Consider the following 24,105-nt stretch of genomic DNA (forward strand, 5'->3'; position numbering starts at 1 on the left):
AAAGGGATGTCAACGCATCCCTCTCAATTATTCGCTTTGACCGAGTCGTTTCGTCACGGCCATGACCATTTTCGCAGAGTTAATCGAAGCCGTTTCTAAAAATTCATCAAACGACAAGTTCGCTTCCTCGTCAGCACTATCCGAGATCGAACGCGTGACGACGAACGGGACACCGAATTGATAACACGTCTGGGCGATCGGGGCAGCTTCCATCTCGACGGCGGCAACACCGTCAAAATGTCCGAGAATCTCAGCGACACGTTTCGAATCGTTGATGAACGAATCCCCTGTCACGATGAGTCCGGTATGTACGTTCACGTCCGGTAAGTTTTCAATGACTTCTTTACAGACGTCCATGAGTCGTGCATCCGCCGGATACGCTGCTGGCATGCCCGGGACTTGTCCGTACTCGTAACCAAACGCCGTCACGTCGACATCGTGATGACGCACTTCGGTTGAGACGACGACATCCCCGACTTTCATTCCCTTTTTAAATCCACCAGCTGAACCGGTGTTAATGACCACGTCCGGCTTAAACTTATCAATCAACAACGTCGTACCAATCGCGGCATTCACTTTCCCGATGCCTGACTTTAAGATGACGACCTCGACATTACCAAGGTACCCTTCATAAAAGTGGTAGTTCGCAATCTCTATATCCGTACGCTCTGTCAACTCGTTACGAAGCAAGTTCACTTCTTCTTCCATCGCACCAATAATTCCGATTTTCATACTGATTCCTCCTCAGAAAGAGAGCGACGTCCGGATGGATGTCGCTCGTTTGGATTACTTGATTTCTTTGATTTCGACGACCATGTCGCCACCTGGTGTTTGTACGTTCACGACGTCGCCGACCGTACGGCCAAGGAGCGCTTTCGCGATTGGTGATTCGTTCGAGATTTTCCCAGTGAACGGGTCTGCCTCGGCTCCACCGACGATTGTGTATGTCTCATCTTCGTTGTCTTCTTGGATGAAGAACGTTACCGTTTTCCCGATAGCAACCATCGAGTTGTCTGCCGCATCGTCTTGAATGATGACCGCGTTACGGAGCATCTCTTCAAGTTGCGCGATTCGACCTTCGACCATCGCTTGTTCTTCTTTTGCAGCGTCGTACTCAGCGTTCTCCGACAAATCGCCGAAGTCACGTGCGATTTTAATATTTTCAACGACTTCTTTACGGCGTACCGTCTTCAGTTCGTTCAATTCATTCTCGATTTTCGCTTTTCCGTCTAACGTCATGTAATGTTGTTTTTCAGCCATTTCTGTCACTCCTTCATTGTCTCCTAGTATATTACAGCTAGGCATAAATTGAAAACGATTTATTTATTAAGCGCGATTACGCTCGGTGAGTACCCAGCGAATCTTCGTCACGAGCAAATCGATGGCGACAAAGTTCTCGCCGCCTTCTGGGACGATGATATCCGCATAACGCTTCGTCGGCTCACAAAACTGTAGGTGCATCGGACGAACGACATTGGTGTACTGGGCGACGACCGAGTCAATCGAGCGGCCCCGCTCATTCAAGTCGCGTTGCATCCGGCGTAAGATACGGACATCGGCATCGGTATCGACGAACACTTTAATATCCATCAAATCACGAAGACGTTCATCCTCAAGCGCCAAGATCCCTTCGACGATCACGACGTCGACCGGTTCGATTAAAATTGTCTGATCCGACCGTGTGTGGGCCGCATAGTCATAAACCGGCTTCTCGATGGCCTGATGTTCTTGTAACTGTTGAATGTGTTCAATCAATAAATCGTTGTCGAAAGCGAACGGATGATCATAGTTCGTCTTATACCGCTCCTCCATCGTCATCTCCGATTGATCCTTATAGTACGCGTCTTGCTCGATCATGACGACCGATTGTCCTTTGAACGCATCCACGAGCGCGCGGGCAACGGTCGTTTTTCCTGATCCGGTCCCCCCGGCCACGCCGATAATGACGGGTTTATGTTGCATCAAAGTTGAATCCTCCTCATCGTAATTTACGACTGATTGCTAGGCCATCACCAAGGGGCAAAATTGCAGTATGATAATCGGTCCGTGCCATCAATTGCTCAGTAAATTCTTTCACAAGGCGGACGAGCCTGCGACGGCGCCGGTCAAGCACCGACACGTCTTCGAGCAGAACATCCCCTCGCAAAAATAAATTATCGCTGTAAATCGTACCACCAATCGGTACTAAAGCGCCATACCCATCGAAAAACTTTTGATACTGTCCTTTTGCCGCGTCGATGAACACGGCGTCGAACGAGCCTTCGACCGAACCAATCAACTCGACGGCATCTCCATGGATCACCGTGATTCGGTCTTTCACATTAGAACGCTCGATGAACGACAACGCCTCCTCATGGCGACGCGCGTTCCGTTCGATTGTGACGATTTCAGCCTCGGGCAACAATTCCGCCATCCGAATGGCAGAATAGCCGATGGCCGTCCCGACTTCAAGAATTCGGGCTGGTCGTTGCATCGCAAGGAGCGACAACAACACTTCAGACCCGGTCAAGTCCATGATCGGCACATGGTGGATGCGGGCGAATTCCTCCATCTCCGCTAAGAGCGGCGACCGAGGCGTGACCAACTGTTCCACATAGCCTTCATAGGATGCATGTTCCACTTTCTGACACCTCTACCTCTCTATTCATTCAAACGACCGGAAGCGAATGCTTCCGGTCGTTGCCATCAATTGTTGTTTGCTGCTTCAAACGCTTCCCATTCTGGACGGTATTGGTTGACGTTTTGTTGATGTTCCTCGTACGTCACTTCGAACAATACTTCGCCGTTCGGGAATCCTTCACGAGGCGGCCGTGCATAGAAGTAGAAGTTTTCCGTGTCGTTCGGATTCAGCGTCGCGGCGAACGCGTCACGGCTCACCGATGCGATTGGACCGATCGGGATGCCGGCGTATTTGTACGTGTTGTACAGCGAATCGTTTTGAAGGTCGTTAAACGATGTGAAGATTGACGTTTCGCCTGTCCCATACCAAACGGTCGGATCCGACTGAAGTCGCATCCCGTCCGCTAGACGGTTTTCAAACACACCGGCAATCTCTTGACGGTCCTCCGTCGAAACGGCTTCTTTCTCGACGACCGACGCGAGGGCGAGCGTCTCATGGAACGTCCGTCCCGCTGCTTCAAGCGCCGCTTTGTTCTCGTTATAGAGCTGTTCGGTCGGTTTCAACATCTCATCGATGATTTGCGTGAGCGTGACCCCTTTATTGAACTCATACGTCGCTGGGAACAAATAGCCTTCTAAAGGATGATAGATGCCGTCCGCTAATACTTCGTCAGTCAACATTTCGTGTTCCGCGACAAGTGATGCGATATACTCTTTATCGCTCAGCTGAGCTGAAATCTCTTCTTCCGGAATCTCGGCGACGCTCGCCAGCCGTTTGATGACTTGGTCGATTGTGAACCCTTCTGGAATGGTCAATTTGATATCTGGAACGACAATCACTTTGCCGGTCTTCAGCGTTGCGATCATCTCGTCAAGCGACTGTGACGGGGATAACGTATACGTCCCCGCTTGGAACGATGATTCATTTTTAAACCGTGTGTAAAGACGGAAAATCGTGCTATTCCTCACAAGTCCGTTCTCTTCGAGTAGTTCGCCAATGTACCCTGAGCCTGCACCGAGTGGCACCTCGACTTCGACCATCTCAGTCGATGACGGGTCCACGGGCTCAAGTGACCGTTTTACGAATGCGTACGAGACAGCAGCACCGGTGGCGATGACAAGAAGAAAGACAGCAAGGATAATCACCGTGATGCGACGAACGATCCGGCTTCGTGCACGCTTCTCATCTGACATCGATGGATAGTTCATGCATATTCTCCCCTGTTCTTCTTTTATGAAGATGGGCGACGAGGGTTCCCCCTAGCCGCCCGTCCACGTATTAGTCTAAACCGACTTCGTCATTAACGATGTCGAATGCTTCCATCACTTCTTCGAAGTCATCATCGTCTTCGACGAGCTTCAAGATGAACTCACCATCTTCAAGTTCTTCGATTTCAAACGCGTATACTTCGATTGTATCTTCATCTTCTGTCTCCGGGTTACCGACCGGCTCGAGAACGACAAACGTCTTCTTCGAACGATCGCTCGTCATCCGGAAAATTTCTGCAAACAAATGCTCGTCTCCATTTTCATCTGGAATACGGTACATTTCTTCTTCACGACGGATTTCTGCCATGAGTAATTCCTCCTTATTTCCCTGAACGATCCAGGTAATTTTGTAAAATCATGACCGCTGCCATCTTATCGATGACCGCTTTTCTCTTTTTGCGGCTGACGTCTGCCGAAATGAGCATCCGTTCCGCTTGCATCGTCGTCAGGCGCTCATCGACGAGAATCGTCGGTAAGCCCGTCGCCTCGGTAAGGGCAGCGGCAAACGCCTCTGACGCCTCGCCTCGTGGCCCGATCGTCCCATTCATGTTCTTCGGGAGACCGACAACGACTTCTTTCACATCGTACTGCTCGATGATGGGCCGGAGCACCCGGACGGCTTCGTCAAAGTCCGGTTCAGTCCAATAGACCGTCTCCACACCTTGCGCCGTCCAGCCCATGAGGTCGCTCACGGCAACCCCAATCGTCTTCGATCCGACATCGAGCCCCATGACTCGCTTCATATTAATCCTCTCTAATCCTCTCTACGATCGTTCAAATACGATTTGACCAGCTCTTCGAGCAGTTCATCTCGTTCGATTTTGCGAATTAAGTTTCGCGCATCGTTATGACGTGGGATGTAGGCAGGGTCACCTGACAACAAATATCCGACGATTTGATTGATCGGTTGGTAGCCTTTTTCCTCGAGGGCTTTATACACGGTGATCAGTGTTTCCCGCGTGTTGGCTCGATTATCATCTTCTGGAAAATTGAATTGCATCGTGCGATCCATTTGGCTCACAAGAATCCACCTCTTTCCGTTTGCACTTCACATTCTATTATGCCAGTGATTCGACGTAATGTGAAGCAAACTTCAATGCTTCATCGAGTTTTGTCGCATCCCGGCCTCCGGCTTGTGCCATATCCGGGCGACCGCCGCCGCCGCCGCCGCAACGTGTCGCGACTTCTTTAATCAGTTTCCCTGCGTGGAAGCCACGTTCGTTCAAGTCTTTCGTCACACCGGCGACGAGGTTGACTTTATCCCCATTCGCTGAGCCGAGGATGATGACAGCTGAACCGAGTTTCCCTTTCAACTCATCGACCATGCCGCGGAGTGCGTCCATATCTTGCCCGTCGACGCGTTTGGCAATCAACTGGACCCCTTGGATCGTTTCAAGTGCATCTGTGAGTGACGCGGCTTCGATGTTCGCAAGTTTTGCTTTCAGCGACTCGTTCGCCCGTTCCACGTCTTTCAACTCGGCTTGGAGCGCCTGGACACGTGACGGCACTTCAAGCGGTTTTGTCTTAAGCAGTTTTGCTGCCGACTCGAGCGTCTCGATTTGCTGGTTCATCACTTCGTATGCACCCGCTCCTGTAACGGCCTCAATCCGTCGCGTACCAGCGCCGATGCCTGACTCCGACAAGATTTTGAACAGTCCGATTTCTGCCGTATTGCCGACATGACAGCCACCGCAAAGCTCTACTGAATCTCCGGCCGCAACGACGCGGACGACATCACCGTACTTCTCCCCGAAGAGCGCCATCGCGCCTTTCGCTTTCGCGTCAGCGATGTTCATCTCTTCGATGTCAACACCAATCGATGCCCAAATGCGTTCGTTCACTTGACGTTCAATCGTCTGAAGCTCTTCTGCCGTCACTTGACCGAAGTGCGAGAAGTCAAAGCGGAGTCGGTCCGCCGTCACGAGTGATCCGGCTTGATTGACGTGCTCACCGAGCGTATCTTTCAATGCACGATGCAACAAGTGTGTCGCTGTGTGGTTTTTAATAATCGCTTGGCGTGCGTCTTTGTCTACCGTTGCCGTCACCGCGACTTCCGCCTTAGCGATGCCTGATGTGACTGTGACCGTATGCAAGTTTTGACCGTTCGGTGCTTTTGAGACGTCTTTGACGTGAAGGACGAAGTCCGACCCGACAATTTGACCTTTATCCCCGATTTGACCGCCGCTCTCTGCGTAGAATGGCGTCTGGTCGAGAATGACTTGTGCTTCTTCTCCGGCCGCGACGACATCGACGAGTTCTCCGTCATGAATCAAGCTGACGATCTTCGCCTCTGTGCCGAGATTCGTGTACCCGATAAACGAAGAATCGAGCGTGATATCGGCGAGTACACCCGATTGGATTTGCATCGACTCGACATCGGCACGCGCCATACGGGCACGCTCACGCTGTGCGTTCATCGCCTGTTTAAAACCGTCCTCATCAACGGAGAGGTTATGGTCTTCCGCGTATTCAATCGTCAACTCGAGCGGGAAGCCGTACGTGTCGTAAAGACGGAACGCGTCTTCACCGCTAATGACGTTCGAACCTGCCGCTTTTTGCGCTTTCGCGACTTCATTCAAGATGGCAAGACCGTCATGAAGCGTCTCGTGGAACCGTTCTTCTTCGTTTTTGACGACTTTCTTGATGAAGTCTTTCTTCTCACGGACCTCAGGGTAGAAGTCGACCATGATGTCCCCAACGACGTCGACGAGCTCGTACATGAACGGACGCTCGATTCCGAGCATCTTCGCGTAACGAACGGCACGACGGAGGAGACGACGGAGCACGTAGCCACGGCCTTCGTTCGATGGAAGCGCACCATCCCCGATCGCGAACGACACAGTCCGGATATGGTCGGCTATGACTTTGAACGCCACATCTTTACTGCTGTCAGCACGATATGTCTCGCCGCTGATTTTCTCTGTCTCGCGAATAATCGGCATAAACAGGTCTGTGTCGAAGTTCGTCGGCACGTCTTGCATGACGCAAGCCATTCGCTCAAGACCCATCCCCGTATCAATGTTTTTCCGTGGGAGCTCGGTATAGTTGCCATGCCCGTCATGGTTAAACTGACTGAAGACGATGTTCCAAATTTCAAGGTAGCGCTCGTTCTCGCCGCCTGGGTAGAGTTCCGGGTCGGTCGGGTCGTCACCGAACGAAGGGCCGCGGTCGAAGAAGATCTCCGTGTTCGGGCCAGACGGGCCTTCCCCGATTTCCCAGAAGTTGTCTTCGAGCGGGATGATGCGGTCTGCCGGTACACCTAAGCTTAACCAAATTTGTTTAGACTCGGCATCGTCCGGGTGAATCGTCACAGACAGACGGTCCGGGTCGAGCCCGTACCACTCGTCGCTCGTGAGGAGCTCCCAACCCCATTTGATGGCGTCTTCACGGAAGTACTCCCCGACCGAGAAGTTTCCGAGCATCTCAAAGAACGTATGGTGACGTGCCGTCTTCCCGACGTTCTCGATGTCGTTCGTGCGAATCGACTTCTGTGCGTTGACGATACGCGGATTGGCTGGAATGACGCGACCATCGAAGTATTTTTTAAGCGTCGCGACGCCCGAGTTGATCCAAAGCAGCGTCGGATCCTCGACCGGTACGAGCGAAGCGCTCGGTTCGACCGAATGTCCTTTTGATTTGAAGAAATCTAAATACATTTGGCGAATCTGTGCGCCAGTTAATGGTTTGAGCGGTTTCATTAACAATTCCTCCTTATTCTGAACGAAACGAAAAAAAGCGATGTCCATCCCTATGGAAAGGGACGAAAGCATCGCTTCGTGGTACCACCCTCGTTCGCACGGCAAAGCCGTGCCTCGAACATCCGATAACGTGGATGAGGCGCCCAGGATGAGTGGGGACTCCAGACTAGCTTCGGTCGGCCGACCCCCATCTTCTCGCAGCCTAGGAAGATGTCTCTGATGAGGCGGTGACGACGTACTCGGTTCTTTCATCGTCTTTAATCGTTTCAGTTTTTCTATTCGTCATTATCACACGTGTTTAGGCGTTCGTCAAGACTTGCCGCCGAGCCGCTCGACAAGCTTTGTTCGACGCACCGGCTCTTCTTCCCGTGTCGCCGCCTCGAGTGCGCGAACGTCGCCGAACAAGAGCAAACTCTTCTTCGCGCGCGTGACGGCCGTGTAAATCAAGTTACGCGACGAACGGAACCCGCCGTTGAAGAACACGGGCATGAGGACGATCGGGAACTCGGATCCTTGCGATTTATGAATCGTGATGGCGTAGGCGTGGGTGAACTGGTCCCATTCGCTCCGATTGTACTCGACTTCGATTTGGTCGAAGCGGATGTAAATCTTATCGACCTTGTCGACGTTCTCTTTCGCATAAAAGATGTTTGTGATTTCCCCGATATCACCGTTATAAACGTTCTCCTCGGCGTTATTGACGAGCTGAAGCACTTTATCCCCGTTCCGATACGTCCGGTTCCCGTGCTTCACTTCCCTCGCCGCTGACTTCGGATTGAACACGTTTTGAAGCGCTTCGTTCAGTCCATCGATGCCGCAGACGCCACGATACGTCGGTGCGAGAATCTGGATATCAAACGGCGAATAGCCTTTTCGGAGTGCAGCCCCTGCCATCTGACAAATCGCTTGGAGCGCCGTCTCTTGGTTCGCCGTATAGAAGCGACGATCCGGGAGCGCCGCGAGCAAATCGTCTGGCATCTGTTTCGCATTAAGCGCATGCGCTAAGCGGAGGATGCTTGATTCGGACGCTTGGCGATGGACGACGTCGAGTCGGACGACCGGAATGCCGTCGGTCGACATCAAGTCAGCGAGCACTTGACCTGGTCCGACCGAAGGCAATTGATCTCGGTCTCCGACGAAGAGGATTTTCATCCCGTTCGGCACGGCACGGAGTAGGCTCCGGAACAAGAAAATATCAATCATCGACGCCTCGTCGACGATGAGCACTTTCCCGACGAGCGGGTTCGTGTCATCCACTTGGAACGAACTACCGTCAAATTTCAACAGCCGGTGAATCGTCGATGCCGGTAGCCCGGTCGACTCGCTGAGCCGTTTTGCGGCCCGACCGGTCGGGGCGGCAAGGACGAACGGGAACGGCTGGTTCGGTACCGGTTCAAGTTTCCAGTCGAAGACGTCGCTCAGCGCGTGAATAATCCCGCGCACGACCGTCGTCTTCCCCGTTCCCGGTCCGCCGGTGAGTACCATAAGCGGCGATTTCAACGCGAGCTCGATTGCCTCGCGCTGTTGTTTCGCGTACTCGATGGAGAACATCTCCTCGACGCGCCCAACGGCATCGAAAATTGTCGCCATATCGACGTCTTCCGTCGTCGAGGTCGACATAATGCGGGCAAGTTCTTCGGCCGCCTTTCGTTCAGCCCGATACACGCGCGGATGATAAACGACCCCATCCTCAACGATAATGCGTTCGTCTTGGGCGAGCGTCTCGAGCGCGGATACGAGGGCATCGCCCGGGTCGCCCCCGATGATGCGCGGCATCTCACGGTGGAGCTGTTCAGACGTGACGAACAAGTGCCCGTTCCCTTGCTCGAGCTCGAGCACGTATAATACGGCCGCGGCAATCCGCTCGGGATGGATGCCTTGAATGCCAAAATGTGCCGCGATGGCGTCAGCCGTCTTAAAGCCGATTCCTGAGACATCGTACATGAGCGCGTAAGGGTTCTTCTCGATTGTCTCCATCGCCCGTCCTTCATATTCTTTATGAATTTTTGAGGCGAGTCGCGGTGTCACGTCGAACGGTGCCAAAAACAACAACAACTGATCGACGCCATATAGAACGTTTAATCGTTCGGTGATGACACGGGCTTGTTTCTCTTTCAGTCCGTCGACGTTCGAGAGGACGCTCGGATGTTTGACGATTTGGTCGATGCAGTCGTCACCGAGCGTATCGGCAATCTTTTGCGCCGTCTTTTGCCCGATGCCCGGAAACGATCCGTTCGTCAAAAAGCGGACGGCCGCTCGTTTCGTCATCGGGACGACACGGCGAATCCAATCCGCCTTCATCTGTTTACCGAAACGGGGATGATCGACGAGACGGCCGTGGGCTTTATACGTCTCGCCTTTCTCAATCCCGACACCGACCCCGGCGATGACCATTTCGGTCTCGTCGGTCTCAAAGTTTTTTTCTTTTATACGTACAAGCGCGATCGTGTGCGCTTCTTCTTCCGATTGAAACAGGACGCGGATGACTTTTCCTGTCAACTCGTAAGGTGCTGCCATCATTTGAGCCACCCCCAGCTAGTTTTCCATCCCCCATTATAGCCCGATTCGGAAGAGGAGAACAAATCGCCTAATTAAACAAGTTTAGGATTTGTTCAAGCTGATTGAGATTGACCCGTTCGAGGAGACGAATCAATTGGTCGATGTCGACCCGATTCAACAGCCGCTCAAGCTGATCGATGTCGACCGTATTGAATAACCGTTCGAGTTGGGCCACATCGACTCGTTCGAGCAACCGTTCAAACCGTTCCAGCTCACCTGTATTGACGTAACCTTGTAAACGTTCGAGTAGTTCAGTCCGCTCGACCCGGAACAGCTTTTCAAGCGAAGGGCGTTGAATGAGCAGGACAAGCCCACTTGCTGCGATGTGAACTCCCCAGTTCAATAGAACGTGACCGAGCCGCAACGTTTGATCGATGAACGGGATGAGTGGAATAAACGAAATTTGCAATACGAGTAGCCCGAGTTGGAGATATGCGTTCGGGACAATCCACGCGATGATGGCGAGCGCGAGCGGGACCGTCCAGCCGATGCCGACGACACCGAGTGATTGTCGAAACGAACGATTCGTCGAGAGCACCCAATGCATAAGAAGTCCGATGACAAAAAACGTCGCAAACAAAATGAGAAGTGTCGCCGTCGCCCGTTCCGATTCGATGATGACGCGATAGAACACGTTATTCGTCCATTCTCCGGCCGCCAATCGGTTGTCAATCGCGGTGAACATGCGTCCAAGCATGAACCATTCGACGACAAAAAATAAGATAACGCTTAGTAGACTAATGATTCGCATGATGTCTCTCCTTCCTTTCGTTCTTTGTCCATTTCCCGAACGTGCAGGTGACTACGCACGTTTTTCCTTGAATCAAACAGGGAACTGTTCGAGTGAACCTACGAAGGAGGAATGACGCATGACAAAACGGATTCCAATTACCGGGCTATGTGAACTCGTATTAGAAGTGACAGATATGGCGGAGGCGGTCGACTTTTGGCACGGCAAGCTCGGTCTTCCGGTCGTCGAGCAGTGGGTCGGCGACGACGCGGAGCCGAGCGAGGCGCAAGAACACGCGGACGAGCCTTGGGCGACGTGGTTATACGTCGGCGGTAACACGCGTCTCGGGCTATGGTTAAAGCGCGACTTCACGGAAGAAGAAGACGCGAACCGACGACAAGACGTAACCGAATGGGAGACGTTGTATGACGAAGGAGGCGCTCACGTCCATTGCGCTTTTTATGTCCCGATGGATTCCTTTGAACAGGCGCTCGACGTATTAAACGATTCCGGTATTCCGACGAAGCTACGGACGTGGGACGAAGATGAGACCGTAAACGGGAAAGAACGTTCCGCCTACTTTAAAGATCCAAGTAAAAACGTCATCGAGCTGTATACGAAAAATATGGACGAGGCGTATGAGAAGTTCGGCGGGGAGCCGGTGAAAATCACGACGAAACAGCTATAAAATAAATAGAGGTCGAATGGAGCACATGATAAGATGAGAGAAAATGAAAAAGGTTGTGCTTCATGAAACATGTCGCTCTATCGCTTGTAATTGGCCTAGGTTTATGGACTTACTCACTTTATTTTGTAGTCTATTCATTTCCTCTACTCGATCGACCCGCTTCGTTCTTCTTTCTTACAATCATGTCTGTCATCGTTTCGCTACTTGTTTTGATTGATAGCGTGAGAAAAGCAAGTACAGGTACAACGATCAGGTGGAATGCGCTCGCCATCGTCGGGGCGGTACTCCTCTCCGCGATAAACGGTCTCGTTTTGTTCTTGGGAGGGTTGTTCGCATGACACTCATCCTACCTGAATGCATCACCGGATTCTCATACGGTGACTGCCCGGCTCCTGGATCCGAAGTAAGGTTATTTCAAACGATTTGTTTCGATTACGCTCGTCAGAAAGGTGGAACGTGTACCATCATTCTCGGAGACTCGATCACCCCGAACTATCACCAAGCGACGATCACTATCCGTGGACGCAGCATCTATGTGCTACTCAGTAGATCTTATCCCATCATCGGTATCTCAAAGTATGAACCGTTTTCGTACGAGTACATTGATGTACCCGAGTTGACTAACCTGTTTCCTACACCGTACCAAGTTCCGACAGCGGCGGAGTTGAACGAACGATTTGACGTGACGCTGCAGCCGTTTCTGAACGACGCAGAGCGTGGAGAGATTGACTATTGGGAGCCGGAGACGATTGGTAACGTCATCTTCCACTATTGGGACTAACAAAAAAGCCTTTGCGAAAAAATCGCAAAGGCTTTTTTAGCATTTAGTTCCCGAGCAACTCGTCCATTTTCGCTTTCGCGTCATACGCGAGCGCGTGGTCCGGTTGCAATTCGAGCACGCGTTCGAGCTCGGCGTACGTCTTGTCTTGTTCCCCGAGAAACGCATAAGCGATCGCCAAATTGTAACGTGCGTCTGTATGGCTTGCGTCGAGGTCGAGCGTATGCTCGAGCGCCTCGACGGCCATGTCGAGCTGTTCGTTCTGTGCGAGCGCGAGCCCGTACTGGAACGAAATCTCGACGTCTTCTGGCGACTGCGTTTGTGCTTCTTTCAGTCGTGGCAATGCACGAACAAAGTCGCCCATCGCCTTGTACGTCAAACCGAGCATGAAGTGCAAGTCCGCATCGTTCATCCCGGCAAGGAGTGCTTGGCGAAGTGACGCTTCGGCCAAATCGAGCTGTTCGAGCTCATAGGCGAGCGCGCCTTTCGCGTAGTGGGCCGCACCGAACGCGTGATCGAGTTCGAGCGCTTTGTCGTAAAAGACGACCGCCCGCTCGTGGTCCCCGATCGCCTGGAGAAGCGTCCCCATGTTGACGTAACCGGTCGGGTCCGACGGGTCGGTCTCAATCGCGGCGTTAAATTGCTTCGCCGCTTGTTCGAACTCACCTTGTTGCATCGCTTGAATCCCTAATTCATTTGCGTTCACAGTCATCACCTCATCCGATATAGTCGAGTCGTTTTCCGAATCGATACGCTTCGTCAATCGTTGCACCGCCGAGACACGTATCGCCGTCATAGAAGACGACAGCTTGTCCTGGCGTAATAGCACGTTGTGGCTCGTCGAACTTGACGAGCACTTCGCCGTTCTCGAGTTGAGCAACCGTCACAGGTACGTCTTGTTGACGATAACGGAACTTCGCCGTCGCCCGGAACTCAATTTCTGGCACGGCACCTGTCCACGAAAGTTTCGAGGCGAGGAGTGCGTCTGAATAAAGTGCGTCATGATGGAAGCCTTGGCCGACATACAGAATATTCTCTTCAACATTCTTGCCGACGACGAACCATGGGTCCCCGTCGCCACCGATGCCAAGACCGTGACGTTGACCGAGCGTATAGTACATCAGCCCGTCGTGGCGCCCTTTGACGACACCGTCGAGCGTCTGCATTTCGCCTGGTTGTGAAGGCAAGTACTCCGAGAGAAACTCTTTAAAGTTCCGTTCGCCGATGAAGCAGATGCCCGTCGAATCTTTCTTCTTCGCCGTTGCGAGCCCCGCCTCTTCGGCGATGACGCGCACGTCCTTCTTATCCATATGTCCGATTGGGAACATCGTCCGTGCAAGTTGGTCTTGCGACAATTGGTTCAAGAAGTAGGTCTGATCCTTGTTGTCGTCTTTTCCACGGAGAAGTCGGTGTTCCCCATCGATGAAGTCGACACGCGCATAATGTCCCGTCGCGACGAAATCGGCACCGAGACGGAGCGCGTGGTCAAGGAACGCCTTGAACTTGATTTCTTTGTTACACATGACGTCCGGGTTCGGTGTCCGACCCAACCGATACTCGGCCAAGAAATATTCAAACACCCGGTCCCAATACTCTTTCTCGAAATTGACCGCATAATACGGAATTCCAATTTGGTTCGCCACGGCGATGACATCTTCATAGTCTTCGGTCGCGGTACATACACCGTTCTCGTCCGTGTCGTCCCAGTTTTTCATAAAGATCCCGATGACGTTGTACCCTTGTTCTTTTAACAGATGGGCTGTCACCGATGAATCGACGCCGCCTGACATCCCGACGACGACCGTCGTCTCCTCAGGGGCTTTCGTTCGTAAATTCATTTCCTCACTCCGTTCGTGAATGTCGAGACGACCTCAGCAAGCCGTTCCGCGAGTTGCTCCACGTCGTACCTCGTATTGCCTTGTCCGAAACTGATCCGGACCGATTGTTTCGTCCGCTCCGACGCGCCGAACATGGCCGTCAAGACGTGCGAAGGTTCAATCGATCCGGCCGTGCAAGCACTGCCGCTCGAGATGGCGACACCGCGCATGTCCATCATGATCAGGAACGGTTCGAGGTCAATACCCGGAAGGTACAAGTTAACGATATGCGGCAGACGGTTCGACCCGTTCACCTCATACTCGACCTCAAGGGCGTCAAGGCGTTGAAGCAACGCCTCGGCCAATCCATGATACTGCTCAATTCGTTCAGAACGCTCGACCATGATGAGTTCTGCCGCTGTTTTAAACCCGACGGCACCCGGAACGTTTTCCGTGCCGGCTCGACGTTTCCGTTCTTGTTGGCCTCCAAAAGAACGCGTCGCTAATTTTACACCTGTTTTTATAAAAAGAAAACCGATACCTTTCGGCCCATTGATTTTGTGAGCCGAGGCCGACAATAAATCGATTCCGAGCGCTTTGACATCAATCGTTTCCGTCCCGAGTGCTTGGACAGCATCCGTGTGGAAGAGCGCTTGGTGATCAATCAGAACTTCACCGATGTCGGCAATCGGTTGGATCGTCCCGACCTCGTTGTTCCCATACATGATAGAGACGAGAATGGTGTCTTCCCGTAGCGCCGCGCGAACCGCCTCGACTGAGACCGCACCCGTCGAATCGACATCGAGATACGTCACTTCAAACCCTTCCCGTTCAAGCTGTTCCATGGCGTGGAGGACGGCGTGATGCTCGACTTTCGTCGTGATGAGGTGCTTTCCTTTATGCGCATTCGCCTCGGCCGCACCGAATAACGCATAGTTATCCGATTCGGTTCCGCCTGACGTGAACACGATTTCGTTCGGTGTCGCCCCGACAAATCGGGCGAGCGTGCGACGAGAGTCGTCGAGCGCGGCTCGAGCCGTCCGACCGATTCCGTGAATACTCGACGGGTTACCGTATTGTGCTAAAAAGTATGGCGTCATCGCCTCGAGCACTTCGGGACGCATCGGGGTCGTGGCGGCGTGGTCAAAATAGTTCATTGTTTTCACCTCGTCCTTAAATGTAAAACATGTAGCCGTTCGTGTCTTCTTCGGCCAAGTCGGCGAGCGTCGTCTCATCGAGGACGGTCTCGATCGCCACTTTGATTTTATCCCACAGTTTTCGTTTGACCGCATCATCTGCTTCTGAATCTTCAACGATGGTGAGCGGTCCTTCGAGCAGACGGATAATCTCGCCAGCCGTGATCTCTTTTGCCGGCTTGACGAGCTGATACCCACCGTAAGCGCCACGTACGCTCTTGACGAGCCCGCCGTTCCGGAGCGGTCCAATCAGTTGCTCCAAGTAATGCTCCGGCAAGTCATGACGCGCCGCGATTTTCTTTAAACTGAGCGGTTTATTGTCGGTCTCACGGGCTAAAGCGATCATAATCGTCAGCCCGTAGCGACCTTTTGTAGATATTTTCATCTTCATGTCTCCTTCTGTTATACTGTACGAACAAACGTTTGTCGAAAGGATTGTATGCGTATGAGTGATTTATTTCAGCAATCAAATAGTGGTCCACTCGCCAACCGAATGCGTCCCGAGACGTTAGACGAAGTGATCGGACAACGCCACATCATCGGCGAGGGAAAATTGTTGCGCCGTGCGATCGAGGCTGACCGACTCGGCACGATTATCCTCTATGGACCACCTGGTACGGGCAAGACGACGCTCGCCCGTGTCATCTCGAACTATACGAAAGCGACGTTCGTTCAATTGAACGCCGTCACGGCAAAACTCGATGAACTGAGAAGTGTCATCCGTGAAGCCGAATCGCGCTTTGACTTTGAGAATGAACGAACGATCCTCTTTCTTGACGAGATTCATCGATTCAACAAGTTGCAACAAGACGCCCTGCTCCCAGCACTTGAGGCCGGAAAGCTCGTCTTGATCGGAGCGACGACCGAAAACCCGAGTTTTGAAGTAAACGCGGCGTTACTTTCCCGCGCGACGGTATTTCGGCTCGAGCCGCCCGGACCAGACGAGCTACGCGTCGTCCTTGAACGTGCGCTCGTCGACAAGCGAGGATTTGGCAACTACACAGTCAAGATGGATGATGCGGCTGTTGACCATTATATCAAAATGGCAGACGGTGACTACCGTGTCCTTTTGAACGGCCTCGAGCTCGCCGTATTGACGACGCCTGAAGTCGACGGGGTCATTCACATCACGCTCGATGTTGCCGAAGAGTCGGTACAACAAAAAGCGATTAAATATGATAAGACCGGCGACCGTCACTATGATGTCATCTCGGCGTTCATCAAATCGATTCGCGGTTCCGACCCAGACGCCGCCCTTTATTGGCTCGCCGTTATGATTGAGGCCGGTGAGTCACCGCGCTTCATTTTACGTCGCCTCTACGTCCATGCGGCCGAAGACATCGGCATGAGCGACCCGAACGCGTTGTTGATTGTCGACGCAGCCGCCCGGGCGAGCGAGTATGTCGGCTTTCCGGAAGCACGAATCCCAATCGCCGAAGCCGTCCTGTATCTTGCGACGGCACCGAAGTCGAACGCGGTGATTACCGCAATCGACAAGGCGCTCCATCACGTTCGGACGATTGAGGGCGGCCCGGTTCCCGTTCACTTACGGGACGCGCACAGCCCCGGGGCCCGTGAGCTGGGGAATGGCGTCGGCTATAAATATCCGCATGACGAGAAGGATGGCTTTGTCCCACAAAATTACTGGCCAGAAAACTTGGCCCGGAAACGTCCGAAATATTATACGCCGACTTCCCGAGGTTTTGAACAACAAGTGCAAAAGCGGCTCGACTATTGGGAAAAACGACGCTGACTCATCTGAGCCGGCGTCGTTTTTTTATTTCTGGATGCGGTTGATCTCGACACCCGCTGTCTCGAGCATTTCATTGATAACATAACCTGCTGCGACGAGCCCGGCGACCGATGGAACGAATGCGTTCGAGCTCGGTGGCATCTTCGCCTTACGAATCGACGCGTCCTTCTTCCCGACTACTTCGTTCACGTCCTCGCGCGTGACAATCGGCGACTCGTCTGAAAAGACGACCGGCACGCCTTTATGAATTCGTTCTTTCCGCAGGCGCGTCCGAACCATCTTCGCGATCGGGTCGTACGTCGTATCTTTAATGTCCACGACCTTGATTCGCGTCGGGTCCATCTTGTTGGCCATGCCCATACTTGAGATGACCGGGATGCCGCGGCGCTTACATTCGACGATTAAGTGAATCTTATAGATGATCGTGTCGGATGCATCGATGACAAAATCGAGGTCTTGCGCGAAGAACTCTTCAAACGTCTCTTCTGTATAGAACATCTTGAGTTTGACGAGTTCAAGCTCGGGGTTGATGTCAAGGAGTCGTGTCCCCATTGCTTCGACTTTTGGTTGCCCGACAGTCGAGAGGAGCGCGTGGATTTGACGGTTCACGTTCGTGATGTCGATGTCGTCCTTGTCGACGAGCACGATGCGACCGACGCCGCTACGGGCGAGCGCTTCGGCTGCAAATGAGCCGACACCACCGACACCGAGGATGGCGACCGTCTTTCCTTTTAACGTATCCAACCCTTCTTGACCAATCGCTAATTCATTTCTTGAAAACTGGTGTAACATACTCTTCCTCCAAATTAATTCTATTTTCTCACACTATTTTACTCGGAATTACAAACAAAAAAAAGACGTCTAGCGACGTTTTAATAAAAAATCGATGGGGCCCGGAGTGCCGTGACGATGCCCTGCTTTTGAACCTGCTTAAGCAGGTGGGTGACCTAGCGTCCCCTTCACAAGTCCTCCTGCACGTGATGAGGCAGTTGATCTGGATGGCAGTTCGGTCTCCCGTATTCAAAGTGTTGGCTCAAAATAACGAAGGCGGCTCTCGTACACCTCAGGTATCCCATCTGTTGATTTAACTATAGCTTGTCTGTAAAAAGAAGTCAATCAGAAACCATGACTTCTCGTGACAGTTTCGTCATAACCATGTGCTACGAAACGCACCAGTCGGGTCATACGTGTCTTGTTGCCGAGTGATGTTGAAGCGGCGGTCGCGCGAGTCGTTACCGACGCCGGCCTGATACGCCCAGTTCCCATAATTACTCGCGACGTCATGGTCAATCAACTTCGACTCAAAATATGCTGCCCCGTAGCGCCAGTCTTGCCCGAGTTCTTTCGCAAAGTAGCTCGCGACGATTTGGCGGCCGCGGTTTGACATCCATCCGGTTGCGTTCAGCTCACGCATGAAACTATCGACGAATTCGACACCCGTCTCTCCTCGTTGCCAGCGGGTGATCACATCTTCCTCGACGCGCCAAGACGGTTCCTTCGAGCGGATGCCTTGGGCCCGGAACAATCGTTTCCCTTGTTCGAGGGCGACCCATTGAAAGAACTCACGCCAAAGCAACTCAAAATAAAGCCAATACGTCGACTCATTCGCCCCATGTGATGCTTCATGTTGCTCAAGCTCATGCAGGACACGACGTGGCGACAGCGACCCGTTCGCAAGGTAAGCGGATAGTTTCGACGAATCGTCGACGCCAAACCCGTTGCGCGTCTCTTTGTACGTCCGAACCGGTCCGTTCACATAATGGGCCAATCGTTTCCGCCCGGCTTGTTCCCCGCCTCGAAACGGGAACGCCGAACGTTCGTCGATTTCCATCGGCTTCACGTCGACTGGAAACGCGACGGATGATGTTGCATGTTGAAACGCGCGTTCAATCAAACGAGCCGGCTCAGATTCCATCTCGACTTTCTTTCGAAACTCGGTGAATAAAAAAGGCATCCGTTCAAAGGGAATTTCGTCCCGCGGATAAAGTGTGAATCCATCGAACGCTTGCCACTCGCCTTGCCAAGCCGTTGTCACTTCTCGTTCAATTTGACGTTCGTTGTAACCGATTGAGAATTGGAATAGTAGTCGATCGTTTGGATCAAAGACGTCTAGCGGATACCCGACATGGACGTAAAGCGGAATACTTAACACCTTCAAGGAACCGGACAAGTCATCGAGTGTCTCTTTTAAAAATTGAAGGCGGTGTCGTCCGAGTGGGACAACCCCATACGCGTTCTCCATCAACTCGTCCGGCCGGATAAAATAATGACCTTCAATCGGGTCGTCGTATCGGAGCGCCTCCTCGAGCGGTAAGTGATCATCGACACGAAGGTCGTTTCCATACCAAATGATTGTCTTCATCGTTACACCTCCACTTCCATTATGACGCCTTTGAACGAGGACGACACAAGCGAACCTGCAAAGGATATGTTTTCATTTCTACAACTCGTGGAATATATGTTTTAGAAGAGAAAGGGGTGCAACAACATGGCTAGAAGAGGGAAACTTGGAACGCTCATTAAAGTCGCGACGGCGGTCGCACCGTTCGTCTACGATTATTATAAAAAGAACAAAGCAAAAAAATCACCAACACCTAAAAAATAATGTGGAACGCTTCAGACCTTGTCTGAGGCGTTTTTTTCTCGTCCTTCCTCCATCTATGATATGATGATGGAACATTTTAGGGAATCGAGGCGACACACATGCAAGCGGTTTGGGTACAATCTTTACGCATCACGTTGAAGTGGATGCTGTTCATGGGCGGCTTGTTTCTTCTTGCCCTCGGATCGTCGATGATGATCACGGCCGAACTCGGGGTCTCGACATGGGACGTCCTCCATCTCGGCCTGGCCCGACACACTCCGATTTCGGTTGGGACGATCATTCTGCTCGTCGGTCTGTTGCTCGTATTCGTCAAGTACTTGCTTGACCGGGTCCGGCCGCAGTTCGGTACACTCGTCAACGCCATCTTCGTCGGGGTATTTATGAACCTCATCCTCGACCACCATTGGTTGCCTCGACTTGACGGCATCGCCTTGAACGTCGGGTGGCTCGTTCTCGGCATCTTCGTCATCGGGATGGGGGCCGGACTTTACGTCGCCATCGGGTACGGGGCTGGCCCGCGTGACGGCCTGACGCTTGCCTTAGCGGACCGCTTCCAAACATCGGTCCGTATGATGCGGACGTGGATGGAACTGTCGGCCTGTCTGATCGGTTGGGTGCTCGGGGGACCAGTCTTCTTCGGGACGGTGCTCTCGATTTTCTTAATCGGTCCATTCTTTCAGTTTTGGCTCGAACAGTTCCGCCGGCTCGTCTCCTTCATCGATCGGGCAAAAGTGGATCCGGCATAATAAAGAGAGGAAATCGGCTGTCGTCCGATTTCCTCTCTTTTGGTTCGAGAATCATTACGATCTTTGCAAACTTGCTTAAAAGCGTTATAACTGTTGGCGTCTCAAAAGTCCGGCGAAGACGCCACCTTGTTCACTCAGTTCGTCATGCGTCCCGTCCTCGACGATGCCGTCTGCCGTGACGACGAGGATGCGGTCCGCGTTCTTTACCGTCGCTAATCGGTGCGCGATGATGAGCGTCGTGCGATCAGCCGCGAGTTCATTGAGCGAGTCTTGAATAATCGCTTCTGTCTCGGTATCGAGCGCCGACGTCGCTTCATCTAGAATCAAAATCGGTGGATTTTTGAGGAACATCCGGGCGATGGCAATCCGTTGTTTCTGTCCGCCAGAAAGTTTTAAGCCTCGTTCGCCGATTTGTGTATCAAGCCCATACTGTAACTCGTCAACGAGCGAGTTCAAGTGTGCCTTTTCGACCGCATGCATGATTTCTTCGTCTGTCGCGTCGAGTTTCCCGTACGCGATATTCTCACGAAGTGTTCCGGCGAACAAGAATACGTCTTGTTGCACGATGCCGATTTGACGACGGAGGCTCTCTTTCGTCATGTCGCGAATATCCATGCCGTCAATCGTGATTGCACCACCCGTGACGTCATAAAAACGTGGGATGAGCGAACAAATCGTCGTCTTCCCGGCACCGCTCGTACCAACAAGGGCGACCGTCGTCCCAGCCTGAATGTCGAGGTCGATATTCGTCAACACTTGACGATAGTCCGAGTAGCCGAACGACACCTGTTGGAACGTGATATCGCCTTTTAGCGTCTTCACGTCGACCGCGTTCGGACGGTTTTCGATGTCTGGCGCCTCATCCAACAGTTGGGTGAAGCGTTTGAAACCGGCCATCCCCTTCGGATACATCTCGAGGAGCGCCGTAATCTTCTCAATCGGTTTGATGAGGAGATTCATGTAGAGAATGAAGCCGACGAGTTGGCCGTAAGACAGTTGGCCTTGATACGTCAAGTACGCCCCGTACACAAGAACGAGCAACGTCATGAGACGTGTCGTGATATAAATGCCCGCGAGCGACTTACTCATGACACGGTACGCCTCGATTTTCGAGCCGCGATAGAAGTTATTGTCTTTTTGGAACCGGTTAATTTCGAACGTCTCGTTCGTGAACGATTGGACAACACGTGCCCCTGACACGCTATCTTCGACCCGTGCGTTTACTTCTCCGATGTTCGTATACATCTTCTGCCACGCCTTGTTCATGTTCTTGTTGGCGTACGTGATCATCACAATCAAGAACGGGACTGCGACGACCGTCACAAGCGCGAGCTGCGGGTCAATCGAGAACATAATCCCGAACGCGCCGAGGAGCGTCATGATGGCGATGAAGAAGTCTTCCGGTCCATGGTGCGCTACTTCCCCGATATCGAACAAGTCGTTCGTCACGCGGCTCATCAAATGGCCGGTCTTGTGGTTATCGAAGAATCGGAACGACTGTTTATGGATATGGGTGAACAGCTCTTCCCGCATATCCGTTTCGATGTTGATACCGAGCTTATGTCCCCAATAGTTCACGACGTATTGCATCATCATGGCGAGTATGTAGAGGATGAGTAAGCCGATGCTAACGATGATAATCCAGTTCCATTCGCCTCCGGGCAGTAGATCGTCAATGAACCACTGGACGGCGAGCGGAAAGCCGAGTTCGAGCAAACCGACGAGGATGGCGAACGAAAAGTCTAGAATGAATAATTTCTTATGTGGACGGTAATAACTAAAAAAACGTGAAATCATGTCGTTTCCCCCTTCTAAACAAATAGTTTACGCCTTTTTGCAGGAAGTGGAAAATGTGAAGCACGTCTTTTTCAATCTTTTTTCGGTCGCGGTATAATACAAGTAAGGAGTGATTCAGATGAACGTACAGATTACTGATCGCGCGAAAGCGCGGATTAACGCCTTAAAAGGTGAACGTGACGGTCAGATGCACTTGTTTTATGAGACGGAAGGTTGCGGCTGCGGCAATAGTGGCATCTTCGAGATTCGCTACGTGACGGAGACGACACCGGAAGACGTCGAGATCGACTCGAACGTCGGTCCTATCCTGATTAAAAATTGGACAAAGATTTTCTTAGACGAAGACATGATCATCGACTATCGCGACGATAAACGGTCGCTCGTCTTGAAAAGCAACGGCCAAGTGTTCAACTCGAACTTGCTCGTGACCGACGGGACCGGTTGTCAGTTGAACGTCCCGAGCCGATGAAAGAGGCGTTACGACATCATCCGGCCCTCTGGCTGTGGTTTCTCCTCAGCTTCGGACTCGGCTTGTTCGGCATTTATCTCGCCTTCACAGATTCCGTCTATTCGATGACGGCCGTGATCGCATCGCTGTTCGCTTTTGGATTTGCGCTTCAGCGGACGGCGAAAAAGATGGAAACATAATTAAAAATGCGTCACTTCTAACCTTTTGACCAGAAGTGACGCATTTTTAATTGATATCAATCGTATTGAATGTGATCAAGCCACTATCTTTCAACACACCATAGGCTACACGTCCGTCGACGTAAATTGGTTTCGACGTCGTTCCGCCCGTATTCGGCAACGTCGCTACGCTTTCTTGGCTCAGGTCTGCAATCAACAACCGATTCATCCCTTCACGGAAAAGGATTCGATTGTCGTCTAGGAAACGAAACGCATCAAACGATATTTTTGTCTGTGATCCTCTATATTCAAACGTCTGGGAAGAGGATTTCGAGACAAACTTCGCTCGTCCTTCTTTGCCGAACGCGACATAATCGGTCCCCATCCCAAAATCAATCAAGGCGCCCATCTCTTCGTCAAACGAACCATCGGCCGAGACGAGCCTCGACGTTTTGTCCCCTTGATCGAAAAAGCTCTGATGGATCAGCGCACCATCCACACTACCACGGTAGTCGAATGGGTATTCTCCGTCTCGTTTCTCCCCTTCTTGTAACGTATACGTTCGTAGTGTTTCAACCGTTCCATTCGTCGGTGAGTACTGCACTAGATTTGACGTCGTCACCGTCTCGGTCGCCTTATGGTCAACCCACATGAAGCCGTTTTCTGTAAGGACCACATATGGTGGAGACGTCTGAAACGCACTGATCCCTTTAGACAGTTCAGTCGGTTTCGTTTCACCCAACTTCATCCGATAAATCTTCCAAGAGGATGCGTTGTCTTCGACCTTTTCATACTCACTCCACACTAACTCGTCATTTATACCGACAAGATTGCCAATCGTTTTGGACGTTTTGTAAATCGATTGGTTCGACGCTTGTTCCGTGTCATAGACGAACACTTCATGCGTCGCCTCACTCGTCAAATGCGTATAGATAATCCGCGTATCGACGAGATGCTCCGGTGCAATCATCGGGGCTTGATCGGCGAAAAATAGCGATAAATCGTATGTCGATACTTCTCCTAATGCCTCGATTTCCCCAGCGTGCGATAACCTCACTTCGCTATCACGCTTCGATTCGGATGGCGCCACTGTCTCATCGACGACTTTTTCATTTTTCGGTGTTGCTTTCGATTCTGCGAAGCAACCGGACAATGCAATCGATACGGCCATCGTGAGTCCGACCCATATCCTGTTTTTGTTTCGTTTCATAATTATCCCCTAC

The 24,105-nt window shown here is 52.1% G+C and carries 25 protein-coding genes and 1 other RNA gene; 6 read left to right on the top strand and 20 right to left on the bottom strand.

Going from position 1 to position 24,105, the window contains the following annotated elements; translation table 11 throughout:
* Positions 1–27: 27 nt before the first annotated feature.
* The 11 genes from mtnN to KNP92_RS09165 all read right to left on the bottom strand — a co-directional run bounded on the left by mtnN (position 28) and on the right by KNP92_RS09165 (position 10,896).
* Positions 28–732: a 5'-methylthioadenosine/S-adenosylhomocysteine nucleosidase gene (gene mtnN / locus KNP92_RS09115; RefSeq protein WP_214839655.1), complete on the bottom strand. Its 705-nt coding sequence runs from the start codon at positions 730–732 to the stop codon at positions 28–30.
* A gap of 54 nt (positions 733–786) precedes the next feature.
* Positions 787–1,260, bottom strand: a complete 474-nt coding sequence (greA, locus tag KNP92_RS09120) for a transcription elongation factor GreA (RefSeq protein WP_034817989.1) — start codon at positions 1,258–1,260, stop codon at positions 787–789.
* A gap of 66 nt (positions 1,261–1,326) precedes the next feature.
* Positions 1,327–1,962, bottom strand: coding sequence for a uridine kinase (udk, locus tag KNP92_RS09125; RefSeq protein WP_214839657.1), 636 nt, complete (start codon positions 1,960–1,962; stop codon positions 1,327–1,329).
* A 16-nt stretch (positions 1,963–1,978) separates the two neighbouring features.
* On the bottom strand, positions 1,979–2,620 hold the full coding sequence (locus tag KNP92_RS09130) for an O-methyltransferase (RefSeq protein WP_214839659.1): 642 nt from the start codon (positions 2,618–2,620) through the stop codon (positions 1,979–1,981).
* 65 nt (positions 2,621–2,685) lie between these two features.
* Entirely contained in the window at positions 2,686–3,828 is a 1,143-nt protein-coding gene (gene mltG, locus KNP92_RS09135; RefSeq protein WP_214839661.1) for an endolytic transglycosylase MltG, read from the bottom strand.
* 70 nt (positions 3,829–3,898) lie between these two features.
* Positions 3,899–4,195, bottom strand: coding sequence for a DUF1292 domain-containing protein (locus tag KNP92_RS09140; RefSeq protein WP_024369916.1), 297 nt, complete (start codon positions 4,193–4,195; stop codon positions 3,899–3,901).
* 13 nt (positions 4,196–4,208) lie between these two features.
* Complete coding sequence (gene ruvX, locus KNP92_RS09145; protein ID WP_034817985.1) at positions 4,209–4,631, bottom strand: Holliday junction resolvase RuvX; 423 nt, start codon at positions 4,629–4,631, stop codon at positions 4,209–4,211.
* An 11-nt stretch (positions 4,632–4,642) separates the two neighbouring features.
* On the bottom strand, positions 4,643–4,909 hold the full coding sequence (locus KNP92_RS09150) for an IreB family regulatory phosphoprotein (protein WP_024369914.1): 267 nt from the start codon (positions 4,907–4,909) through the stop codon (positions 4,643–4,645).
* A 37-nt stretch (positions 4,910–4,946) separates the two neighbouring features.
* Positions 4,947–7,586: an alanine--tRNA ligase gene (gene alaS / locus KNP92_RS09155; protein ID WP_034817984.1), complete on the bottom strand. Its 2,640-nt coding sequence runs from the start codon at positions 7,584–7,586 to the stop codon at positions 4,947–4,949.
* 309 nt (positions 7,587–7,895) lie between these two features.
* Positions 7,896–10,103: an SF1B family DNA helicase RecD2 gene (recD2, locus tag KNP92_RS09160; RefSeq protein WP_251136441.1), complete on the bottom strand. Its 2,208-nt coding sequence runs from the start codon at positions 10,101–10,103 to the stop codon at positions 7,896–7,898.
* Positions 10,104–10,173: 70 nt separating this feature from the next.
* Positions 10,174–10,896 (bottom strand): hypothetical protein, encoded by a 723-nt coding sequence (locus tag KNP92_RS09165; protein ID WP_214839665.1) that lies wholly within the window; start codon positions 10,894–10,896, stop codon positions 10,174–10,176.
* A 118-nt stretch (positions 10,897–11,014) separates the two neighbouring features.
* On the opposite strand from KNP92_RS09165, the gene KNP92_RS09170 reads away from it, so the two are divergent.
* Positions 11,015–11,563: a VOC family protein gene (locus tag KNP92_RS09170; RefSeq protein ID WP_214839667.1), complete on the top strand. Its 549-nt coding sequence runs from the start codon at positions 11,015–11,017 to the stop codon at positions 11,561–11,563.
* A 334-nt stretch (positions 11,564–11,897) separates the two neighbouring features.
* Entirely contained in the window at positions 11,898–12,344 is a 447-nt protein-coding gene (locus tag KNP92_RS09175) for a hypothetical protein (protein WP_214839669.1), read from the top strand.
* Positions 12,345–12,387: 43 nt separating this feature from the next.
* On the opposite strand, the gene KNP92_RS09180 is transcribed toward KNP92_RS09175, so the two are convergent.
* From KNP92_RS09180 to cymR, 4 genes are read right to left on the bottom strand one after another with little or no spacing between them, the layout of a single operon-like run.
* Positions 12,388–13,053 carry a tetratricopeptide repeat protein gene (locus KNP92_RS09180; protein ID WP_214839671.1) on the bottom strand — a complete coding sequence of 222 codons (666 nt, stop codon included), beginning with the start codon at positions 13,051–13,053 and terminating at the stop codon, positions 12,388–12,390.
* A gap of 4 nt (positions 13,054–13,057) precedes the next feature.
* Positions 13,058–14,179: a tRNA 2-thiouridine(34) synthase MnmA gene (gene mnmA, locus KNP92_RS09185; protein WP_214839673.1), complete on the bottom strand. Its 1,122-nt coding sequence runs from the start codon at positions 14,177–14,179 to the stop codon at positions 13,058–13,060.
* Entirely contained in the window at positions 14,176–15,315 is a 1,140-nt protein-coding gene (locus KNP92_RS09190) for a cysteine desulfurase family protein (protein ID WP_214839676.1), read from the bottom strand. Before KNP92_RS09190 ends, mnmA begins: the two co-directional genes overlap by 4 nt.
* Positions 15,316–15,331: 16 nt before the next feature.
* Positions 15,332–15,739, bottom strand: coding sequence for a cysteine metabolism transcriptional regulator CymR (cymR, locus tag KNP92_RS09195; RefSeq protein WP_214839683.1), 408 nt, complete (start codon positions 15,737–15,739; stop codon positions 15,332–15,334).
* A gap of 60 nt (positions 15,740–15,799) precedes the next feature.
* Here cymR and KNP92_RS09200 point away from each other — a divergent pair, with 60 nt between their 5' ends.
* A complete protein-coding gene (locus KNP92_RS09200) occupies positions 15,800–17,107 on the top strand; it encodes a replication-associated recombination protein A (RefSeq protein WP_214839684.1) in 1,308 nt (435 codons plus the stop codon).
* Between the two features lie 24 nt (positions 17,108–17,131).
* Here the strand turns inward: KNP92_RS09200 and KNP92_RS09205 are convergent, their stop codons facing one another.
* The 3 genes from KNP92_RS09205 to KNP92_RS09215 form a co-directional block, all read right to left on the bottom strand.
* A complete protein-coding gene (locus tag KNP92_RS09205) occupies positions 17,132–17,899 on the bottom strand; it encodes a tRNA threonylcarbamoyladenosine dehydratase (RefSeq protein ID WP_214839685.1) in 768 nt (255 codons plus the stop codon).
* A gap of 94 nt (positions 17,900–17,993) precedes the next feature.
* A non-coding RNA gene (gene ssrS / locus KNP92_RS09210) (6S RNA) lies at positions 17,994–18,180 on the bottom strand.
* A 74-nt stretch (positions 18,181–18,254) separates the two neighbouring features.
* Entirely contained in the window at positions 18,255–19,469 is a 1,215-nt protein-coding gene (locus KNP92_RS09215; protein WP_214839686.1) for a DASH family cryptochrome, read from the bottom strand.
* 341 nt (positions 19,470–19,810) lie between these two features.
* Between KNP92_RS09215 and KNP92_RS09220 the strand changes: the two genes are divergently transcribed.
* Positions 19,811–20,458: a YczE/YyaS/YitT family protein gene (locus KNP92_RS09220; protein ID WP_214839687.1), complete on the top strand. Its 648-nt coding sequence runs from the start codon at positions 19,811–19,813 to the stop codon at positions 20,456–20,458.
* Positions 20,459–20,542: 84 nt separating this feature from the next.
* Here KNP92_RS09220 and KNP92_RS09225 read toward each other — a convergent pair whose 3' ends face one another.
* Positions 20,543–22,255: an ABC transporter ATP-binding protein gene (locus KNP92_RS09225; RefSeq protein WP_214839689.1), complete on the bottom strand. Its 1,713-nt coding sequence runs from the start codon at positions 22,253–22,255 to the stop codon at positions 20,543–20,545.
* A gap of 118 nt (positions 22,256–22,373) precedes the next feature.
* Here KNP92_RS09225 and KNP92_RS09230 point away from each other — a divergent pair, with 118 nt between their 5' ends.
* Both KNP92_RS09230 and KNP92_RS09235 read left to right on the top strand, forming a co-directional pair.
* Positions 22,374–22,724, top strand: a complete 351-nt coding sequence (locus KNP92_RS09230; protein WP_214839690.1) for an iron-sulfur cluster biosynthesis family protein — start codon at positions 22,374–22,376, stop codon at positions 22,722–22,724.
* Positions 22,721–22,903: a hypothetical protein gene (locus KNP92_RS09235; RefSeq protein WP_211779737.1), complete on the top strand. Its 183-nt coding sequence runs from the start codon at positions 22,721–22,723 to the stop codon at positions 22,901–22,903. Before KNP92_RS09230 ends, KNP92_RS09235 begins: the two co-directional genes overlap by 4 nt.
* A 46-nt stretch (positions 22,904–22,949) precedes the next feature.
* On the opposite strand, the gene KNP92_RS09240 is transcribed toward KNP92_RS09235, so the two are convergent.
* Entirely contained in the window at positions 22,950–24,092 is a 1,143-nt protein-coding gene (locus KNP92_RS09240; protein WP_214839692.1) for a hypothetical protein, read from the bottom strand.
* Positions 24,093–24,105: the final 13 nt, after the last annotated feature.

Source organism: Exiguobacterium sp. s122 (assembly GCF_018618475.1).
Lineage (GTDB): Bacteria > Bacillota > Bacilli > Exiguobacteriales > Exiguobacteriaceae > Exiguobacterium > Exiguobacterium himgiriensis.